The following is a 17,473-nucleotide window of genomic DNA, read 5'->3' as shown; positions in this document are numbered from 1 at the left end:
GGCGCGACCCGCAGGCCGGGTGGCGGCGGCCAGATCGACGCCGGCGGCTCGCAGCCGAACAACCGGCGATAGCTGTCGAGCGTGTCGCGGTAATGCTGCGCATACACGGCGGCCTCGTCCGGCGCGCCCGTGCCGGGCATGTGATGCAGCCGCGCGCGCAGCACACCGGCGCAGAAGACGTCCCAGTATTCGAGCGTGTATTGCAGGTGGAAATGCCATGCGGCATCGACCGCGACCGACGGCGTGACCGGATGTCCGGCCGCCTGCGCGAGAAACGCGAAGCGCTTGTATTCGTCGATCACCGCCAGCGCGTGCGCGTGCGACCAGCCTTCGGCTTCGGCAAGGCGCCGGCTGTACGGCAGCGGCGCGTTCGGGTCGTCGGGGGAATAGGCGTGCAGACGCGCGAGCAACGCCTGCTGCGCATCGGTCAGCGCGCGGGCATCGACTGCGGTCGAGGTAGACGGAATGGCAGCCATCGGGAGTCGGCGCGATGCGCGGACGGCCGCCGCGATCGTCGCTTGGAGTTGTCGTTGCGGGCGATTCTCGCACAACGGCGAGGCAACACGACACCGGCACGCCGGCTGCGCCGGGTGCCTGTGGTGCGGCCGGTAACGGCCCCCGATCCGACCCGAAGATTGGATTCGTAAGATAATGTTGTGCTACTGAAAGGCGAGCCAGGGCCAGGCTCGGTGAATCCCTAGAAAAGAACCGGAACATAAGTTTGAACAGGCGAAACTTTTTGATGGCGGCAGCGTTGGTGCCGCTTCTCGGGGCATGCGGTCGCGACAAGACGTCCGTGACATTCGAGCCACGGCAAATCCTGGCCGGCCCCACGCCAAAAAACGGGAGCAGTCACATCCTGACGTTTGGCGACGACGGCATCACCTTCCTGCTCGACGGTGCGCCATTCCAGATTCGTAGCGGCGAGATGCATCCGGCGCGCATCCCGCGCGAGTACTGGCGCCACCGAATCCAGATGGCAAAGGCAATGGGGATGAACACCATCGCCGTCTACGTCATGTGGAATTTCCACGAGACGGCCGCGGGTAAATTCGATTTCGAGTCAGACGAGCGCGACGTCGAAACATTCATGCAGCTCTGCCAGGACGAAGGCATGTGGGTGCTGCTACGGCCCGGCCCGTATATCTGTGGCGAGTGGGATCTCGGTGGCATCCCTTCACGCCTGCTCGCACACGATGACATCCAATTGCGTGTGGGCTCGCACCGTGACCCGCGCTTCATGGATGCGGCACGCCAGTACATTGCCGAGCTGGTGCCGCGAGTGCGCCCGTTGATGTCGGCAAACGGCGGGCCGATCTTGCTGATCCAGATCGAAAACGAGTATGCGACCTACGGCGACGACATCGCCTATCTGGAGGAAATACGGCGCGCATGGGTTGACGGCGGCATCGCGGGACCGTTCTTTACCGACGATGGCGTCAAGCAATTGCGGGAAAATCGAACTGCGCTTGACGGCTGCGCGATCGGCCTCAGTGGGCCAAAGGCGCACGACATTGATCGGATACGCGAAGAATTCCCTGGTTCTACTGTCATGGGCGGCGAAGTCTATCCGGGCTTCTTTACCCATTGGGGCGACCAGAAATTCCAGGGGGACGATTCCGATATCTCGCGCGAGCTATCGGATTTCATGCGTTATGGCTTGTCGTTCAGCATTTACGTGATCCACGGCGGCACGAGCTTCGGCTTCACGGCCGGCGCGAACCGCGATCACAAGACAGGCGACTATCAACCTGACATCACGAGCTATGACTACTTCGCACCAATCGACGAGCAGGGACGTGCAGCGGGCAGCTTCACGCGCTACCGCGACCTGATTCAGGCGCACCTATCCGAACCGCTCCCGCCCGTACCGGCCTCACTGCCTACGATTGAACTCGCCGGCGATCATTCGCTGCGGCCATTTCTCTTCGCATCGCTATGGGACAACCTGCCGGCACCGATCGCGACGAGCGACGCGCCGAGGCCGATGGAAATGCACGGCCAACAGGCCGGCTTCGTTCTTTACCGCCACGCCGACATCGGCGGAGCGGGCGGCCCGCTGTCAACCGGCGATGTTCATGACTATGCGACCGTGTTCGTCGACGCCAAATATGCAGGCGGCGTCACGCGAGCGAAAATGCCGCGCTATCTCGCGGAAGGGCTGCGCGTCGTACCAAACAGCGAGCACGTCACACTTCCGACCGGTGGCCAGGTACTCGACGTGCTCGTCGAAGGCATGGGTCGCGTCAACTACGGCGACGACCTGATTGATCGAAAGGGGATCAACGGGGACGTGACGGTCGGTGCGAAGCCGTTGCGTGAATGGACAACGTATGCGCTCCCGATGGACGCCGAGTACATCACGAGGTTGCGGCAACGCTGCACCGACCCGACGCGACCCGGTCTGTTCTTCAAGGCTGCCCTCATGCTTAACCAGGTAGGCGATACGTTCCTGGACATGCGTGGTTGGATCAAAGGCATTGTATGGGTCAATGGGCGCAACCTCGGCCGCTACTGGAACGTCGGCCCTCAATATCGACTGTTCTGCCCCGCCCCGTGGCTGCGAACCGGGTACAACGAAGTGGTGATCTTCGACATGCATCAAATCACGCCGGCGCCAATCGACCTTCGTTCAACGCTCACCGGTTGATCCGCCGCCGCGCCGCGGCAGCCTTGGCATTACGCTCGACCACCCCACCGGGGGCGGTCCGGTCGTACAAGGCAGCACCAGCACCCGCAACCAAGCGCAGGCCCAGGCGTTCCACGACCGGCTGAAGGTCGAGCCGTGGAACCACGCGAGGCTCGACCACAAGCCGCACCTCGCCTGGAACGCTGCGGTCATCCGCTAAGTCGGCGATCGCGAGGGGTTGCCGGGCCTGGAAACGTCGAAAACGCACCTGCCCGTTGCGCAGGTGATCGAGTCGCCACCGGCAGCCGCGCCAGCAACAGCAGAAACACGGCTGACCGGCACCGGCTAACTGCAATTTCATCGTAGTCAGGGGGCAACGATGAAGTAACGACACCGCCGAGAACCTGACCAGCTTCGACTTGCCCGGCTGGGATCGAACCAGCAACCCCTGCCTTCGGAGTTTTACCTACGTTCGCCCGGCCCTTGCCCGGCAAGGCGCGACGCGCGGCGCACAGCGCAAAACCAAGGCTGCACAAGGTCAACCAAGGCCGCCCCGGCTCACGCCAGCTGCAATCCGGCTGCACGGCACACGCCATGCCCGTTCGTTCGCCCGCCCGCTCGCGATCATCCAGCCCTCCCCTGAAAGCGTAAGACGCGATGCACGTCCCGACACGCGCCGCGCTGTGTCTCCGCACAGTCCACGCATGCGTGTCGTTGAACGCCGCCCGGTGAAGCTCGACCATGGGAACCCTCTCCACTGCCTCACGCCCGGGACCTCGCCATGGCAAGCAGCACGACCTCGACAAGCCTCCACCCCGCGCCGGCCGGCGACTGCGTCGCGTTCCCGCATCAGGAGCGCCGGCCATGATCGTGCGCACCTTGCAGGGCGACACCGTCGACGCGCTGTGCTGGCGCCATTACGGCCGCACGGACGGCACCGTCGAAACCGTGCTCGAAGCCAACACCGGGCTCGCCAGCCTCGGCGTCGTGCTGCCGGCCGACACGCCCGTCCATTTGCCGCCGCTCGACACCGCCACGCGCGCACGGCCGTTGCTGCAACTGTTTGACTGACCCTGGAATCGCCTGCATGGCCGAACCGAACCTCACCACCGCCGCGATGCTGTCCGCCGCGATCGGCGTCGCCGGGCTCGCGCCCGGCATCGACGGCAACGCGCTGATCGGCGCGTTCACGGGCGCCGCGCTCGTGGTCGTCACGTCGAAGGAGATCGGCGTCGCTCGGCGCGCCGCCTACCTGCTGATCTCGCTCGTGATGGGCTATCTCGCCGCACCGGAAATCGTCGGCGCCACGCCGATCCATTCGACGGGCGTCGCCGCGTTCTTCGCGGCCGCGCTCGTCATCGCCGTCACGCTGCAACTCATCGAACGGGTCAAGACGCTGGACCTGCTCGCGCTGTTCCGCAAGGGGGGATGACATGCCGCTCCCGCTCGTGCTGATCGCGCTCTGCGCGCACGTCGCCGTGCTCGTGCGCGTGCTCACCTACCGGCGCAACGGTGCGCGGCACCGGCATCGCGCGTCCTGGTTCGCCTGGATCGTCGTCGCGGTCGCCGGCGGCGCATCGATCGAATTGCTGCTGCATGCCGGCTCCGTCGGCTTCTTCGAAGCGGCCACCGCGGTCCTGCTGGCGATGTCCGTCTGCGGCACGCGCGGCAACGTCGCTCGCCTGCTCAGGAGTGAATGAATCATGAAGACCCGCCGCCTCGGCGACCACGGTGACGACGTCGGCCTGCTGCAACGCCGGCTGATCCGCGCCGGCTATCCGGTGCAGGTCACGCACCTCTATGACGCGGCGACCGAAGCCGCCGTGATCGCGCTGCAACGGAACACCGGCCTCGTCGACGACGGCATCGCCGGCCCGAAGACCTGTGCCGCGCTGGCCACCGGCCGGCGCGACCCGACCCACCTCGCGCTCGCCGATCTCGAACGCGCCGCACGCACGCTCGACGTGCCGCTCGCGTGCATTCGCGCGGTCAACGAAGTCGAGTCGCGCGGCGCCGGGTTCCTGCCCGACGGCCGGCCCGTGATCCTGTTCGAACGCCACGTGTTCTGGAAACGGCTGCAGGCACGCGGCATCGATCCCGCACCGTTCGCGGCGCGACAGCCGGACATCGTGTCGCGCACACGCGGCGGCTATCGCGGCGGCGCCGCGGAATACACGCGCCTCGCGGCGGCCGAGTCGATCGATGCCGGCGCCGCCTGGGAATCCGCGAGCTGGGGCGCGTTCCAGGTGATGGGCTATCACTGGGAACGCCTCGGCTATGCCGGCATCGACGAATTCGTCGCGTGCATGGAGAGCGGCGAAGCCCAGCACCTCGACGCCTTCGTCCGTTACATCGCGGCCGACAACGCACTGCGCCGCGCGCTCCGCGACCGCCAGTGGGCCGCATTCGCACGCGCGTACAACGGCCCCGACTATGCGGCGAACCTGTACGACGTGAAGCTCGCGCGCGCCTATGACCGCTATGCGTCGCAACCGGCCGCGTCGACGCCGGGCGGATCCGCATCCGTTGGCGCCACGCCCGCCGCATGAACGCGCTCGCCGCGAAATTCGCTGCCTGCGTCGCCGCGCTTGCCGCGTGCGCCGCCGCGGCGCTGTACGTGCATGCGCTGCACGCCGACCTCGGCGCCACCCGGCAGCAACTCGTCGATGCACGACAGGCGCTTGCCGGGCGCGACGACGTCATCTCGCGCATGCGGCAGGACACGGCCGAGCGCGCCCGACAGCAGGCCCGGCTCGACCGCTCGCAGGCCGCGATCGCATCGAAGCTCGACGCCACCCGACTTGAAAACCGGAGATTGACCGATGAAAACGCCGCGCTTCGCGCCTGGGCTGGCACTCGTCTGCCTGACGATGTTGTCCGCCTGCAAGCCAATCCCGCTCTCACCGGCGCCGACGCTTACGTCGAATACGTGCCAGGCGGTGAGCCCCTGCACGCTGCCGATGCTCGCGCCCCGCACCAACGGTGAGCTCGATGCCGCGCTCACGCTCGCGAAGGCTGCGTGGGCGACCTGCGCAGCCCAAGTCGACATGATCGCGGCGTGCCAGGCCGGCACGCCCGTACCCGACCACGGAGCACATCCGCATGATTAAGCCAGACAGCCTGCGGCGGGCGCTCGTCGCCGCGATCCCGTCGCTCGGAACCGAACCGGGCGCGCTGACCGTGCTCGTCGAGCAGGGATCGATCGCGACGACCGGCACGCTGACGCCGTCGTTCGAATACCGGTACACGGCCCACGTGCTCGCGACGAATTTCTCCGGCGACACGGATCCCGTGTTCGTCGCGGTCGTCGAATGGGTCCGCAAGAACCAGCCGGATCTCGTGACGAACCCTGCCGCACGTACGAGCGGCATCGCCTTCGAGGTCGGCGTTCGCGACCAGGCGGCAGTCGACCTGTCGATCCGGCTGGCGCTGACGGAAAGCGTCAACGTCACGACCGGGCCTGATGGCCGGCATGTGATCACCCACGTCGACGATACGCAGGTCGATCCGGCCAACACGCTGACCTGGGTCGCGCTGCCGCAAATCAGGTAAGCCCGGCGGGCGGCCGCCCCTCTTCCTGCATAAGGCATCGGAGCTGCGTGCTATCGAACGAACGCCGTGCACCGCGCGTGCGCGGTGTTCTGCTGCGTTCATTCATCAGGTAAGCCCGGCGGGCAGCCGCCCCTCTTCCTGCATAAGGCATCGACGCCGCGTGCGGTCGAGAGAACTCCATGCACCGCGCGTGCTCGGTTTTCTGCAACGTTCATTCATCAGGTAAGCCCAACTGGCGGCCGCCCGTCTTCCTGCACACGGCATCGACGCCGCGTGCGGTCGAGAGAACACCATGCACCGCGCGTGCTCGGTTTTCTGCAGCGTTCATTGATCAGGTAAGGCCAGCTGACGGCCGCCCGTTTTCCTGCACACGGCATCGACGCCGCGTGCTATCGAACGAACACCGTACACCGTGCGTGCGCAATGTTCCGCCGCGTTCATTCGCTGCCGGAACGGCTGCGCGTCGCTGCCGGACATCTCGTCTCGCCCTCGTCGTTTCGTCCGCCGTGGCCAACTCGCCTGTCGCGATCGCAACGCCGATCGCCTGCTCGCGCATCGCCCTCGAATCGACCGGCACATGCGACGCGCCGCGTCGACGTCGTCGCTCGTGGCAACACCTCCATGCACGCTCCATCCTGGTGTCCCGCCGCACAACACCCGCCTGCCTTTCACCGTCACGCGATCCATCGCACCGCCGCCCTGTCGCCCCTCTGAGCATCGATCCGCTCACGCATTCCAGCCTCGCTGGCGACATCGCCCAGGCGCACGACGCCATCCTCACACTGACCGGTGATGCGATTCTCGACGCGCGCCTTCGCGCCGGCATCCGGTGCGCGCTGTCCTCGTTGCGACGACACAGGCCATCGCTCGCGCCCTGGCTGCCCGGCCGTCACCATGGCTGCATGGACGCAAATGAAATTCAACGGCAGGCACGCAACGCGGTGCGCAAGGGAACGATCCTCGCGGTCGACCATGCGGCTGCGTTGTGTCGCGTCTCGGTCGGCGACGCCGACTCCGACGGCAGCGGCCTGCAGACCAACTGGATTCCGTGGGTCGCCGGCACCGCCGGCGGCACGCGCGACTGGCTGCCGCCGACGCCGGGCGAACAGGTCGTGCTGCTCTGTCCGATGGGCGATCCGGCGCAGGGCGTCGCGCTGCGCGGCGTCTATTCGAATGCCGCGCCGGCACCCGCCTCGAGCCCGGACACCCACGCACGCGTCTACCCCGACGGCGCAAGCATCACGTACGACCACGCCGCGCATGCGCTCACGGCCGAGCTGCCCGCCGGCGCGACCGTGCGCATCGTCGCGCCGGGATCGGTCGTGGTGCAGACCCGCGACGCCACCGTGAAGGCCGAACGCATCACGTTCGACGCCCCGCAGACGACCTGCACCGGCGCGATGACGGTCAAGGGCCCGTTCGCGTTCGAATCGGGCATGACCGGCACCGGCGGCACCGGCGGCGGCGCCACGATGCAGATCGACGGCGCCGCCACCTTCACCCGCGAGGTGAAATCCCAGGGCATCAGCCTCCCGCATCACACGCATCGCGAACAAGGCGATGGACAACTCGTGAGCGCACCGCAATGAAAGGCATGAACGCGAACACCGGCCGCTCGATCTCGGGCCTGGACCACTTCTACCAGTCGATCGGCAGGATCGTGACGACGCCGCTCGCGTCGTGCGTGAAACGCCGCACGTTCGGCTCCGAGCTGCCCGACCTGATCGACGCACCCGGCAACGGCACCGTGCGCACCCGGCTGTACGCGGCCGTCGCGACGGCGCTCATGCGCTGGGAACCGCGCCTGACGCTCACCCGCGTCGTGCTCGCCTCGGACGACGCGAATGCGGCGGCCGGGTCGGTCTATCTCGACATCGAAGGCTGGACCGGCGAGAACGGCACGGCCGTGTCGACCCGCGTGCCGGTGACGAACGGGAGCCCGGCATGAGCGTGACGCCGATCGACCTCTCGCAACTGCCGTCGCCCGACGTCGTCGAAACGATCGACTACGAAACCCTGCTTGCCGCGCGCAAGGCACGGTTCGTATCGCTCTACCCGGCCGACGAACGGGCCGAGATCATCGCGACGCTCGCGCTCGAATCGGAGCCGATCGTGAAGCTGCTGCAGGAAAACGCGTACCGCGAAATCGTGCTGCGGCAACGCGTGAACGACGCCGCGCGCGCCGTGATGCTCGCCTACGCGGTCGGCACGGACCTCGATCATCTCGCGGCGCTGTTCGGCATCCGGCGCCTGACGATCACGCCCGCCGATCCGGAACACAACCTCGCGGCGGTCATGGAAAGCGATACCGACCTGCGCGCCCGCACGCAGCTCGCGCCGCAGAGCCTGTCCGTCGCCGGCCCCGAAGGCGCGTACGTTTCGCACGCACGTAACGCGGACGGCCGCGTGCTCGACGCGTCGGCCGTCAGCCCGGCGCCGTGCGAAGTCCTCGTCTCGGTGCTGGCGCGCGATGGCGACGGCACGGCGGACCCTGCACTGATCGCCGCGGTGGCGGCCGCGCTGCAGGCCGACGACGTGCGGCCGCTCACCGACAAGGTCACCGTGCGCGGCGCGGAAATCCTGCGCTACCAGGTGCGCGCGCGGCTCGTGTTCTTTGCCGGCCCGGATCGCGCGGTGGCGCTCGCGGAAGCCAACCGCGCGATGAAGAAATACACCGAATCCATGCACCGCCTCGGGATGGAAGTCACGCTCGACGGGATCTACGCGGCCGCCCGCGCGGCCGGCGTGCAGAAGGTCATCCTCGAAAGCCCGCTCGCCGGCCTGCCGGCGACGAAGCAGCAGGCGCCGTACTGCACCGGGATCGAGCTGATCGACGGCGGGGTGTACAGCAATGAATGACGTCCTCCCGCCGAACGCGACGCGGCTCGAACGCCGGCTCGCCGCGACGAACGCCCGCATCGACGACGTGCCGACGCCGCTCGCGACGCTGATGAATCCGGACGCGATCCGCTCCGACCTGCTGCCGTGGCTCGCGTGGCACCTCGGCGTCGACGCCTGGAAGGACTACTGGCCCGAGTACGTGAAACGCGCCCGGGTCGGGCAGGCGATTCCGATCGCCCGCCGCAAGGGCACCGCCGCCGCGGTGCGCGAAGTCGTCGCGGCGTTCGGCGGAAACATCGTCCTGCGTGAATGGTTCGAGCAGCGCCCGACTGGCCAGCCCGGCACGTTCGACCTCGTGATGACGGTCAGCGGCCAGGAGGGCCAACCGCCGACCGCCGAATACGTCGCCGACATCCTCGCGGAAATCGACCGGACCAAGCCCGTACGGGCGCACTACACGTTCACGCAGGGCTTCGAGATGCGGGGCCGACAACCGGTCGGCGCCGCCGCGCGCGTGGCGGCCTATCGCCGCCTGAACCTCACCGACTACTGATCGCACATGGCAACCCAGATCATCATCACCGACGCCGGCCGTGCCGCGCTCGTCGCCGCCGGCAACGGCGGCACGAACGCCCACCAGGTCGTGGAAATCGGCCTGGCGAACGCGCCGTTCGTCGCCGACAAGGGGCTCACGAAGCTGCCGAACGAGCTGAAGCGGATCAAGTCCTTCGGCGGCGCCAACGTCGCGCCGGACACGATTCATACGACGCTGAAGGACGACACCGCAGACCAGTACTCGCTGTACGGGTTCGGCCTCTATCTCGAGAACGGTGTGCTGCTGGCCAGCTATGGCCAGGCGACGCCGATCATGGAGAAGTCGCCGGCCGCGATGCTGCTGCTGTCGTCCGACCTGCAGTTCGCGACGATCGACGCGACGAAACTCGTCTTTGGCGATGCGTCGTTTCTCAATCCGCCGGCGACCACGGAGCGGCAAGGCGTGGTCGAGCTGGCGACGCAGGCGGAGGTGAACGCCGGTGCGGACGATACGCGCGCCGTGACGCCGAAAACCGCGGCGTCGCGATACGCGGCGTTGACCGGGGCGAAGTTCACCGGGCCTGTCGTCACCGAGTTCGATGCGGGTCCGGATACGGCGCATGTCTCGATTCGCCCGCCGTCGGGCAAGAGTGGGCGTGAAGGCCGCATGCGCCTGTATGGCACGTTCAGCGGTACCGGTACCGATACCGGGTCGCGCCTCGTCGCGACGATGCGCTCGGGTTTCGACAACGGCGCCTGGGGGCGCGAATACGTCGACCTGTGGCTCAACCGTGCGGTCAACGACAACGAGAACGACGCGAATCAGGCGCTCGCCCTGCGCGTCGCTTACGGTGGCCGTGTGCTGATCGGGATGACGAGCGACGACGGCACGAACAGTCTGCAAGTCAACAACGGTCTCGCCGTGGCGCGCTACGGATCCGCACAGCGTGTGGCGCTATCGGCCGGCGTGCTCAACGCAGTGAACTCGTATTCGTATCCTGCGAACGCGAGCCCGCTCGTGCTCAATTCGACCACGGATGCGTCGAATGCCGGTGTGACCGGCGGCAGCGTCGGGATCAATTTCCAGGTCCTGGGCGAGACCAAGGCCTCCATCAGCCAGAACGGCAACGTGTTGATCGGTCAACCGAAGGACGCCGGCACGCACTTGCTGCAGGTTGGCGGAAACGCCACGTTCAAGGGCGGGTTGACCTCCCGTGCAATGGACTACGCCGGCGCGCAATTCCGCGCAATCTCCAACGACTACGGCGCCTTCCTGCGCAACGACGGCACGAACGTGTATCTGCTGTCGACGAACAAGGGCGATCCGGAGGGTCAGTGGAATGATTTCCGTCCGTTTGCCTGGTCGCTCGCCGACGGGATCGTCCGCATCAGCGACAGCGGCGCCCTGACAAACATCGGCGGTGATCTCGCAATCGGCAGGAATACGGATGAAGGACACATCCGGCTCGGCCCTGTCGACGGCCATTTCTACGCCAATGCCCATTCGGTGGGCTGGTGGGGTAAAGCCGACTCGTTCCAGTACATCCTGGACGACCATACCTTCCGCATCAACGGCAACGTGGTGTGGCACACGGCAAACCTCACCCCGCTCGACCGTCGGACCGGCGGCACGATGTCGGGCGATCTCTGGTTCGATCCGGGCAAGCGGATTTTCCTGTCGGAAGGCAGCGCAAAAGCACCGTCCCTCACGTTCATCAACGACGGTGCGCCGGACACGGGCCTTTACCACATCAACGACGGGTCGTTCGGCGTGACCTGTAACGGGATTGCGCAGGTTTCATTCACACCGGGCGGAACGACCTTCCAGACACCCGTGCAGGGCCCGACACCTGCGACGGGAGATCGCTCTAAAGCGCTCGCCACGACCGAATGGGTACTGGCGGCCATTTCGACGGCGACGGTCGGCCAGATCGTATTCGAGCCGCGCACGCTGCCGCGCGCCGGGTTCCTGAAAGCCAACGGTGTGCTCGTCAATCGCGCCGACTACCCCGCGCTTTGGGCCTATGCGCAGGCCAGCGGCACGCTTGTCTCGGACGATGAATGGCGCAACCAGCGATGGGGTTGTTTCTCGTCCGGCGACGGCTCGACGACGTTCCGCCTGCCGGAGCTGCGCGGCGAATTCATCCGGTGCTGGGACGACGCCCGCGGCGTCGACACCAATCGCATCCTCGGCTCGTGGCAGGACAGCGCGAACCGCTCGCACGGCCACGTCGCCAGCGCGGCCGAAGTTGGCGATCACGCGCACTCGGCCTGGACCGACGGGCAGGGACAGCACGGCCACGGCGTCAATGACCCCGGCCACGCACACGGTGTCCGGATGGGTCGTGTCGGCGTCGTCGCCACCTCCTACGGCCAGGGCTGGGGCCCGTACAACTGGGACCGGCAGGACATGCACGGCACCGAGGGCGCAGGTACCGGCATCTGGTTGAGCGAAGCCGGCAACCACGGCCACAACGTCGGCATCGGCGGCTCCGGTCGCCACAGCCACGCCATCACCGTCAACCTCGACGGCGCCAACGAATCGCGTTCGCGCAACGTCGCGCTGCTCGCGTTGATCCGCGCTTATTAACCTGGACCCCGAAACATGCTGATCCACCACTACAACCAGTCGACCGGCGAATACCTGAGCAGCGGCCAGCCCGACGCCGATCCGCGCAACTCCGAACGCTGGCTCGTGCCGTCATGGGCGACGTTCGACGAGCCGCCGGCGCGCACGCCGACGACCTGGCCGTTCTATCGCGACAACGCGTGGACGCTGTTGCCGGACTTCCGCGGCCGCCTCTGCTATCGCACCGACACGGGCGAACCGGTCGAAATCGCGACCGCCGGCAAGACGCCCGACGAACTCGGCCTGACGACCGAACCGCAACCGTCGCCGCGCCACGCGTGGATCAACGGCGCGTGGGCAATCCCGGCTGCGCTGCTCGAGCGCGAAAAACGCGACGCCGCGATGGCCGAGTTCGAGCGCCGCCTGGAAGCCGCACGCAAGGCGAACGCCGGCAAGGCCGATGCCTACGCAGCGGGCTTGCTCGATGACGAAGGCGTCTACTACTTCAAGGCCTGGTCGGCCTACCAGATGGCACTCGTTTCGGTCGTCCAGGCCGACACGTTCCCCGATTCGGTGACGTGGCCGACTACACCGGCGCCGTACGTCCCGCCTCCGCCTTCGAAGCCGGAACCGGAACCGCAGCCGCAGCCAACGCCGCAGCCCGAACCCCAACCCGACGAGCCCAGCGCACCTGCAGCTCCGGTCGCGGACCCCGCGGCCTGATCCGCACGGGATTTCTCCCGTTCTCTTTCATCTGATCTGCATACACAGGAGCCACACACCATGCCGCAGGATTATCACCACGGCGTACGCGTCATCGAAATCAACGAGGGCTCGCGCCCGATCCGCACCGTGTCGACGGCCGTCGTCGGCATCGTCTGCACCGCGTCCGACGCCGATGCCACCGCCTTCCCGCTCGACACGCCCGTCCTGCTGACCAACGTCGTCGCCGCGCTCGGCAAGGCCGGCACCAAAGGCACGCTGCGCCGCACGCTCGATGCGATCGGCCGGCAGACCAAGCCCGTCACGATCGTCGTGCGCGTCGCCGACGGCAAGGACGCCGCCGAGACGGCGACCAACGTGATCGGCACCGTCACCGCCGATGGCAAGTACACCGGCATGAAGGCGCTGCTCGGTGCGCAGGCACGCTTCGGCGTGAAGCCGCGCATCCTCGCGACGCCGGGCCTCGACACGCAACCCGTCGCCACGGCGCTCGCGTCGATCGCGCAGTCGCTGCGCGCATTCGCGTACGTGTCGGCCAACGGCTGCAAGACGAAGGAAGAAGCCGTCACCTATCGCAAGCAGTTCAGCCAGCGCGAACTGATGGTCGTCTGGCCGGACTTCCTCGCGTGGGACGACACGACCAACAAGACGGTCGTGGTGCCGGCCACCGCATATGCGGCCGGCCTGCGTGCGAAGATCGACAACGACACGGGCTGGCACAAGACGCTGTCGAACGTCGGCGTGAACGGCGTCACCGGCATCAGCGCCGACGTGTCGTGGGACCTGCAGGATCCGGCGACGGACGCGGGCTTCCTCAACGAGCAGGACGTGACGACGCTCGTGAACCGCAACGGCTTCCGCTTCTGGGGCTCGCGCACGTGCTCGGACGATCCGCTGTTCGCGTTCGAGAACTACACGCGCACCGCACAGGTCATCGCCGATTCGATCGCCGAAGCGCAGATGGCGATCATCGACGGCCCGCTCAACCCGTCGCTGCCGCGCGACATCATCGAAACGATCAACGCCAAGTTCCGCGAATGGATCTCGCAGGGCTACCTGATCGGCGGCTCGGCCTGGTACGACCCGGAGCCGAACACGACCGACGTGCTGAAGTCCGGCAAGGCGTATCTCGACTACGAATACACGCCGGTTCCGCCGCTCGAAAACCTGATGCTGCGCCAGCGCATCACCGACCGTTACCTCGCCGATTTCGCCGCGCGCGTCAGCGCGTAACGACCGGCCTCACCAGGAGTCAAACACGATGGGTATGCCTCGCAAACTCAAGGGATTCAACCTGTTCCAGAACGGCGAGAACTTCGTCGGCCAGGTTGTCGAAGTCACGCTGCCGAAGCTCACGCGCAAGATGGAGGACTACCAGGGCGGCGGCATGAGCGGCCCGATCAAGGTCGACTTCGGGCAGGAAGGGATCCAGCTCGAATGGACCTGCGGCGGCTTCATGCGCTCCGTGCTCGGGCAATACGCGATCACGAAGCACGACGGCGTGCTGCTGCGCTTCGCCGGCGGCTACCAGTCCGAGGATTCGACCAACGTCGACGCGATCGAGATCGTCATCCGCGGCCGCCACAGCGAAATCGACCCGGGCACCGCGAAGTCGAAGGAAGACACCGCGTTCAAGGTCACGACCGTCGCCAGCTACTACAAGCTGTCCGTGAACGGCCAGGACGTGATCGAGATCGACTTCGTCAACATGATCGAGAAGGTCAACGGCAACGACCTGTTCGCCGCGCTGCGCAACGCGATCGGCCTGTAATCCGCCGCCCGGCCGGTTACGCCGGCCGGGCCCTTCCCCGCCCTTCCCCCCGATTGATCACCGACAGGACCACCATGAATCCGATGCAACCCGACCCGGCCGCGAACGACTCGCAGGCCGATACGTCCGCCGTCGCCGCGCCCGACCAGGACGATCCGTCCACCCACACGCTCGACACGCCGCTCGTGCGCGGCAACCAGACGATCACGTCGATCACGCTGCGCAAGCCGAAATCGGGCGAGCTGCGCGGCGTGTCGCTGTCCGACCTCGTCAGCCTCGACGTCGTCGCGCTGTCGAAAGTGCTGCCGCGCATCAGCTCGCCGATGCTGACCGAAGCCGACGTCGCCAGCATCGACCCCGCCGACCTCGTGCAACTGGGAGGCATCTTCGCCGGTTTTTTGATGCCGAAGGCCGTGAAATCCCGACTGGCCTCCCAGACCGCGTAGAAGACCCGATGGCAGACATCGCGACGGTGTTCGGCTGGACACCGCCCGTGATGGATGCCTTCAGCCTGGCCGAGCTGATGGACTGGCGCGAGCGCGCACGAGTACGCGCCGGCGCCCAATGAGCGAAACGATCGACGATGGACAACACCACGAAACTGCGCGTCATGTTCGACATGGTCGACAACATGACGAAGCCCCTGCAAATGATGCTGACCGGCAACAAGGGGCTGGCCGATTCGCTGCGGGCCACCCGCCGCGAGCTGGATGACATGGCGAAGACGCAGAAGCGCATCGGCGAGTTTCGCGAGATGCGCAAGGGCCTCGCCAATACGGCATCGGATCTCTCGGCGGCACGCGCGCGCGTCGACACACTCGCCCAGTCGCTGCGCGCGACCCGCTCGCCGTCGCAACAGATGATCAGCGACTTCAACAAGGCGCAACGCGCGGCCGAGAACCTGGCGTCCGCGCACCACTACCAGGCCGGCCGCGTACAAGCCATGCGCACCCAGCTCGCCGGCGCGGGCATCGACACGCGCAACCTGTCGCGGGACGAGCGCAACCTCCGCGCGACGATGGCGTCGCGTGCGTCGATGATCGACGCAGGGGTGCGCGGGTACGACACCCGGCGCCAGCAGCAAGCCGACGCCCGGCGCGCGAAGATCGACGCACTGCGCGGCGTCGGCGAGAAGTGGGCGAAGCGCGGCGAGTCGGTCAAGGGCGTCGGCAAGAACATGCTCGGCATGCTGTCCGGTCCGCTCGACGCCGCGAAGCAGGCCGAAAGCGAAACGCTGCGCATGCGCGCGGCGGGTGCGTCGGCCGATGCGGTGAAGTTCGCGCGCGCGCAGCAGGCCTATGGCCTGTCGACCATCGACAACCTGAGCCTGATGCGCGAGACGCTGTCGGCGGTGGGCGGCGACGAGCAACGCGCACGGGTCGCCATGCCGGTGCTCGAGGACATGAAATTCGCGAACGAGGCGCTGTTCGGCAAGGAAGACGCGAAGAAGAACGTCGACCAGTTCATGGGCATGATGAAGGTGATCGACCTGCGCGGCGGCACGAAGGATGGCGAAGCGGTTCGCGCCGAAGCGAACGTCGTGCAGAAGATGCAGACGGCGACCGGTGGCAAGGTCAGCAGCGACGAGTGGAACAATTTCGCCGAATCGGGCGGCAACGCGGCCAAGAAGTTGCGCACCGACGCGTTCTATTACCAGATGCAGCCGCTCATCGAGAAGCTTGGCGGCAAGTCGGCCGGCGCAGGCCTGGCCGCACTGTCCGGCAGCGCGCTCGAGGGCAAGTCGACGGGGCTCGCCGCGCAACGGCTGGCGGCGCTGGGCCTGGTCGATCCGAAAGGGCTCACGCACCGGAAGAACGGCACGATCGCCGGGCTCAAGGCAGGCGCGCTGACGGGCAGCGACATGCTGCAGGCGTCGCCGTTCGAATGGCTCGAAAAGGTGCTGCTGCCGAAGCTCGCCGCCAAGGGCATCACGAGCCCCGACAAGGTCAAGGCCGAGCTGGCGAAACTGTTCCCCGACAAGGCCGCGGGGAGCCTGCTCACCACGATGTACGAGCAGCGCGAGCAGATCCACGACACCGAGCGGCAAAGCGCCGCCGCCGACGGCGTCACCGGCATGCGGGCGAAGGCCGCGGATTCGACCGCGGGCCGCGAGCTCGCCGTGCTCGCGCAGTTGCGCGACCTGAAGCTCGAGATCGGCGAGAAGATCACGCCGATGTACAACGCGGCGCTGGACGTCACCGCCTCCGTGCTCGAGAAGATCGTGAAGTTCGTGCGCGAACACGGCACGGCCACCCGCATCCTCGCCACGGCTTTCGCGGGGCTGGGTGGTGTACTCACGGTCGTGGGCACGCTGGCGAGCGTCTTCGGCAACGTGCTCGGATCGGTGAACGTGCTCCGCTTCGCGACGTCGATGGTCAGCGCGTTCAGGCTCGTCGGTCAGGCATTCATGGTGCTCGGCCGGCTGGCGCTGGCGAATCCGCTGATGTTCGTGATCGGCATGATTGCGGGGGCCGCCATCTACGTCTGGCAGCACTGGGACACGCTCGGCCCGAAATTCATCGCGCTGTGGGAAGCCATCAAGGACGCGTTCGGCGCGGCCGGCGACTGGATCACCGCGAAATGGGACGCCACCGTCGAGTGGGTGAAGACCGCGATCGGCGGCATCGGCGACTGGTTCGGCGACATCGGCACGCGCTTCCAGGAAATCGGCGCCAGCCTGGTGTCGGGTCTCGTCGACGGCATCAAGAGCCGCTTCGTCGCGGTGAAGGATACGATCGGCGGCCTGGGCAGTTCGATGCGCGACTGGGTCAAGGAAAAACTCGGCATAAAGGCTTCGACCACGCCCGACGACGGCACGGCCGGCGCCGCTGCCGGCGCCCCGTCACTCATGGCC

Annotated in this window: 20 protein-coding genes and 1 pseudogene; 19 read left to right on the top strand and 2 right to left on the bottom strand. The window is 67.0% G+C overall.

What is annotated here, in order from left to right:
• Positions 1–476, bottom strand: a pseudogene (locus tag G3N93_RS17640) (TIGR04222 domain-containing membrane protein); the annotation flags it as partial.
• A 320-nt stretch (positions 477–796) separates the two neighbouring features.
• Here G3N93_RS17640 and G3N93_RS17635 point away from each other — a divergent pair.
• Positions 797–2,650, top strand: a complete 1,854-nt coding sequence (locus G3N93_RS17635; RefSeq protein WP_307873416.1) for a beta-galactosidase — start codon at positions 797–799, stop codon at positions 2,648–2,650.
• Here the strand turns inward: G3N93_RS17635 and G3N93_RS42450 are convergent.
• Positions 2,640–2,990, bottom strand: coding sequence for a hypothetical protein (locus G3N93_RS42450; protein WP_206133598.1), 351 nt, complete (start codon positions 2,988–2,990; stop codon positions 2,640–2,642). The two genes, G3N93_RS17635 and G3N93_RS42450, sit on opposite strands and share 11 nt — an antisense overlap.
• A 503-nt stretch (positions 2,991–3,493) precedes the next feature.
• On the opposite strand from G3N93_RS42450, the gene G3N93_RS17625 reads away from it, so the two are divergent.
• The 18 genes from G3N93_RS17625 to G3N93_RS17545 form a co-directional block, all read left to right on the top strand.
• Entirely contained in the window at positions 3,494–3,700 is a 207-nt protein-coding gene (locus tag G3N93_RS17625) for a tail protein X (RefSeq protein ID WP_174916720.1), read from the top strand.
• Positions 3,701–3,716: 16 nt separating this feature from the next.
• On the top strand, positions 3,717–4,061 hold the full coding sequence (locus G3N93_RS17620; protein WP_069246837.1) for a putative holin: 345 nt from the start codon (positions 3,717–3,719) through the stop codon (positions 4,059–4,061).
• A gap of 1 nt (position 4,062) precedes the next feature.
• Positions 4,063–4,329, top strand: a complete 267-nt coding sequence (locus tag G3N93_RS17615) for a phage holin family protein (protein WP_089424212.1) — start codon at positions 4,063–4,065, stop codon at positions 4,327–4,329.
• A gap of 3 nt (positions 4,330–4,332) precedes the next feature.
• On the top strand, positions 4,333–5,178 hold the full coding sequence (locus tag G3N93_RS17610) for an N-acetylmuramidase family protein (protein ID WP_206133597.1): 846 nt from the start codon (positions 4,333–4,335) through the stop codon (positions 5,176–5,178).
• Positions 5,175–5,615 (top strand): protein lysB, encoded by a 441-nt coding sequence (locus tag G3N93_RS17605; RefSeq protein ID WP_206133596.1) that lies wholly within the window; start codon positions 5,175–5,177, stop codon positions 5,613–5,615. The genes G3N93_RS17610 and G3N93_RS17605 overlap by 4 nt, the downstream gene beginning before the upstream one ends.
• The gene (lysC, locus tag G3N93_RS41585) at positions 5,500–5,739 is read left to right on the top strand and encodes an Rz1-like lysis system protein LysC (RefSeq protein WP_241026579.1); all 240 of its coding nucleotides are present in this window, start codon (positions 5,500–5,502) and stop codon (positions 5,737–5,739) included. The genes G3N93_RS17605 and lysC overlap by 116 nt, the downstream gene beginning before the upstream one ends.
• Positions 5,732–6,181, top strand: a complete 450-nt coding sequence (locus G3N93_RS17600; protein ID WP_174946619.1) for a phage tail protein — start codon at positions 5,732–5,734, stop codon at positions 6,179–6,181. The genes lysC and G3N93_RS17600 overlap by 8 nt, the downstream gene beginning before the upstream one ends.
• A 902-nt stretch (positions 6,182–7,083) precedes the next feature.
• Positions 7,084–7,770 carry a phage baseplate assembly protein V gene (locus tag G3N93_RS17595; protein ID WP_206122998.1) on the top strand — a complete coding sequence of 229 codons (687 nt, stop codon included), beginning with the start codon at positions 7,084–7,086 and terminating at the stop codon, positions 7,768–7,770.
• On the top strand, positions 7,767–8,129 hold the full coding sequence (locus G3N93_RS17590) for a GPW/gp25 family protein (protein WP_174940112.1): 363 nt from the start codon (positions 7,767–7,769) through the stop codon (positions 8,127–8,129). The genes G3N93_RS17595 and G3N93_RS17590 overlap by 4 nt, the downstream gene beginning before the upstream one ends.
• A complete protein-coding gene (locus G3N93_RS17585) occupies positions 8,126–9,040 on the top strand; it encodes a baseplate J/gp47 family protein (protein WP_206133595.1) in 915 nt (304 codons plus the stop codon). Before G3N93_RS17590 ends, G3N93_RS17585 begins: the two co-directional genes overlap by 4 nt.
• A complete protein-coding gene (locus G3N93_RS17580; protein ID WP_206133594.1) occupies positions 9,033–9,575 on the top strand; it encodes a phage tail protein I in 543 nt (180 codons plus the stop codon). Before G3N93_RS17585 ends, G3N93_RS17580 begins: the two co-directional genes overlap by 8 nt.
• Before the next feature lie 6 nt (positions 9,576–9,581).
• Entirely contained in the window at positions 9,582–12,146 is a 2,565-nt protein-coding gene (locus tag G3N93_RS17575; protein ID WP_206133593.1) for a phage tail protein, read from the top strand.
• Positions 12,147–12,161: 15 nt separating this feature from the next.
• On the top strand, positions 12,162–12,848 hold the full coding sequence (locus G3N93_RS17570; protein WP_206133592.1) for a tail fiber assembly protein: 687 nt from the start codon (positions 12,162–12,164) through the stop codon (positions 12,846–12,848).
• A gap of 60 nt (positions 12,849–12,908) precedes the next feature.
• On the top strand, positions 12,909–14,081 hold the full coding sequence (locus tag G3N93_RS17565; RefSeq protein ID WP_174940122.1) for a phage tail sheath protein: 1,173 nt from the start codon (positions 12,909–12,911) through the stop codon (positions 14,079–14,081).
• Positions 14,082–14,109: 28 nt separating this feature from the next.
• Positions 14,110–14,619 (top strand): phage major tail tube protein, encoded by a 510-nt coding sequence (locus tag G3N93_RS17560; RefSeq protein WP_048251463.1) that lies wholly within the window; start codon positions 14,110–14,112, stop codon positions 14,617–14,619.
• A 74-nt stretch (positions 14,620–14,693) separates the two neighbouring features.
• A complete protein-coding gene (locus G3N93_RS17555; RefSeq protein ID WP_206133591.1) occupies positions 14,694–15,065 on the top strand; it encodes a phage tail assembly protein in 372 nt (123 codons plus the stop codon).
• A gap of 8 nt (positions 15,066–15,073) precedes the next feature.
• Positions 15,074–15,187, top strand: a complete 114-nt coding sequence (locus tag G3N93_RS17550; RefSeq protein WP_006484104.1) for a GpE family phage tail protein — start codon at positions 15,074–15,076, stop codon at positions 15,185–15,187.
• Positions 15,188–15,202: 15 nt separating this feature from the next.
• Positions 15,203–17,473 (top strand): phage tail tape measure protein (locus G3N93_RS17545; protein ID WP_206133590.1); only part of this gene is annotated, 2,271 nt, incomplete at its 3' end.

The sequence above is a fragment of the Burkholderia sp. Se-20378 genome (assembly GCF_017104665.1).
GTDB lineage: Bacteria > Pseudomonadota > Gammaproteobacteria > Burkholderiales > Burkholderiaceae > Burkholderia > Burkholderia lata.
The sequence above is the reverse complement of the archived record's forward strand: the minus strand, read 5'-3'. Positions and strand labels throughout refer to the sequence as shown.

What these genes read in the sequence shown, in the direction of transcription:
- G3N93_RS42450 (WP_206133598.1), bottom strand. Translation starts at nt 2,990, where the DNA reads ATGAAATTGCAGTTAGCCGGTGCCGGTCAGCCGTGTTTCTGCTGTTGC.
- G3N93_RS17625 (WP_174916720.1), top strand. Translation starts at nt 3,494, where the DNA reads ATGATCGTGCGCACCTTGCAGGGCGACACCGTCGACGCGCTGTGCTGG.
- G3N93_RS17620 (WP_069246837.1), top strand. Translation starts at nt 3,717, where the DNA reads ATGGCCGAACCGAACCTCACCACCGCCGCGATGCTGTCCGCCGCGATC.
- G3N93_RS17615 (WP_089424212.1), top strand. Translation starts at nt 4,063, where the DNA reads ATGCCGCTCCCGCTCGTGCTGATCGCGCTCTGCGCGCACGTCGCCGTG.
- G3N93_RS17610 (WP_206133597.1), top strand. Translation starts at nt 4,333, where the DNA reads ATGAAGACCCGCCGCCTCGGCGACCACGGTGACGACGTCGGCCTGCTG.
- G3N93_RS17605 (WP_206133596.1), top strand. Translation starts at nt 5,175, where the DNA reads ATGAACGCGCTCGCCGCGAAATTCGCTGCCTGCGTCGCCGCGCTTGCC.
- lysC (WP_241026579.1), top strand. Translation starts at nt 5,500, where the DNA reads ATGTTGTCCGCCTGCAAGCCAATCCCGCTCTCACCGGCGCCGACGCTT.
- G3N93_RS17600 (WP_174946619.1), top strand. Translation starts at nt 5,732, where the DNA reads ATGATTAAGCCAGACAGCCTGCGGCGGGCGCTCGTCGCCGCGATCCCG.
- G3N93_RS17595 (WP_206122998.1), top strand. Translation starts at nt 7,084, where the DNA reads ATGGACGCAAATGAAATTCAACGGCAGGCACGCAACGCGGTGCGCAAG.
- G3N93_RS17590 (WP_174940112.1), top strand. Translation starts at nt 7,767, where the DNA reads ATGAAAGGCATGAACGCGAACACCGGCCGCTCGATCTCGGGCCTGGAC.
- G3N93_RS17585 (WP_206133595.1), top strand. Translation starts at nt 8,126, where the DNA reads ATGAGCGTGACGCCGATCGACCTCTCGCAACTGCCGTCGCCCGACGTC.
- G3N93_RS17580 (WP_206133594.1), top strand. Translation starts at nt 9,033, where the DNA reads ATGAATGACGTCCTCCCGCCGAACGCGACGCGGCTCGAACGCCGGCTC.
- G3N93_RS17575 (WP_206133593.1), top strand. Translation starts at nt 9,582, where the DNA reads ATGGCAACCCAGATCATCATCACCGACGCCGGCCGTGCCGCGCTCGTC.
- G3N93_RS17570 (WP_206133592.1), top strand. Translation starts at nt 12,162, where the DNA reads ATGCTGATCCACCACTACAACCAGTCGACCGGCGAATACCTGAGCAGC.
- G3N93_RS17565 (WP_174940122.1), top strand. Translation starts at nt 12,909, where the DNA reads ATGCCGCAGGATTATCACCACGGCGTACGCGTCATCGAAATCAACGAG.
- G3N93_RS17560 (WP_048251463.1), top strand. Translation starts at nt 14,110, where the DNA reads ATGGGTATGCCTCGCAAACTCAAGGGATTCAACCTGTTCCAGAACGGC.
- G3N93_RS17555 (WP_206133591.1), top strand. Translation starts at nt 14,694, where the DNA reads ATGAATCCGATGCAACCCGACCCGGCCGCGAACGACTCGCAGGCCGAT.
- G3N93_RS17550 (WP_006484104.1), top strand. Translation starts at nt 15,074, where the DNA reads ATGGCAGACATCGCGACGGTGTTCGGCTGGACACCGCCCGTGATGGAT.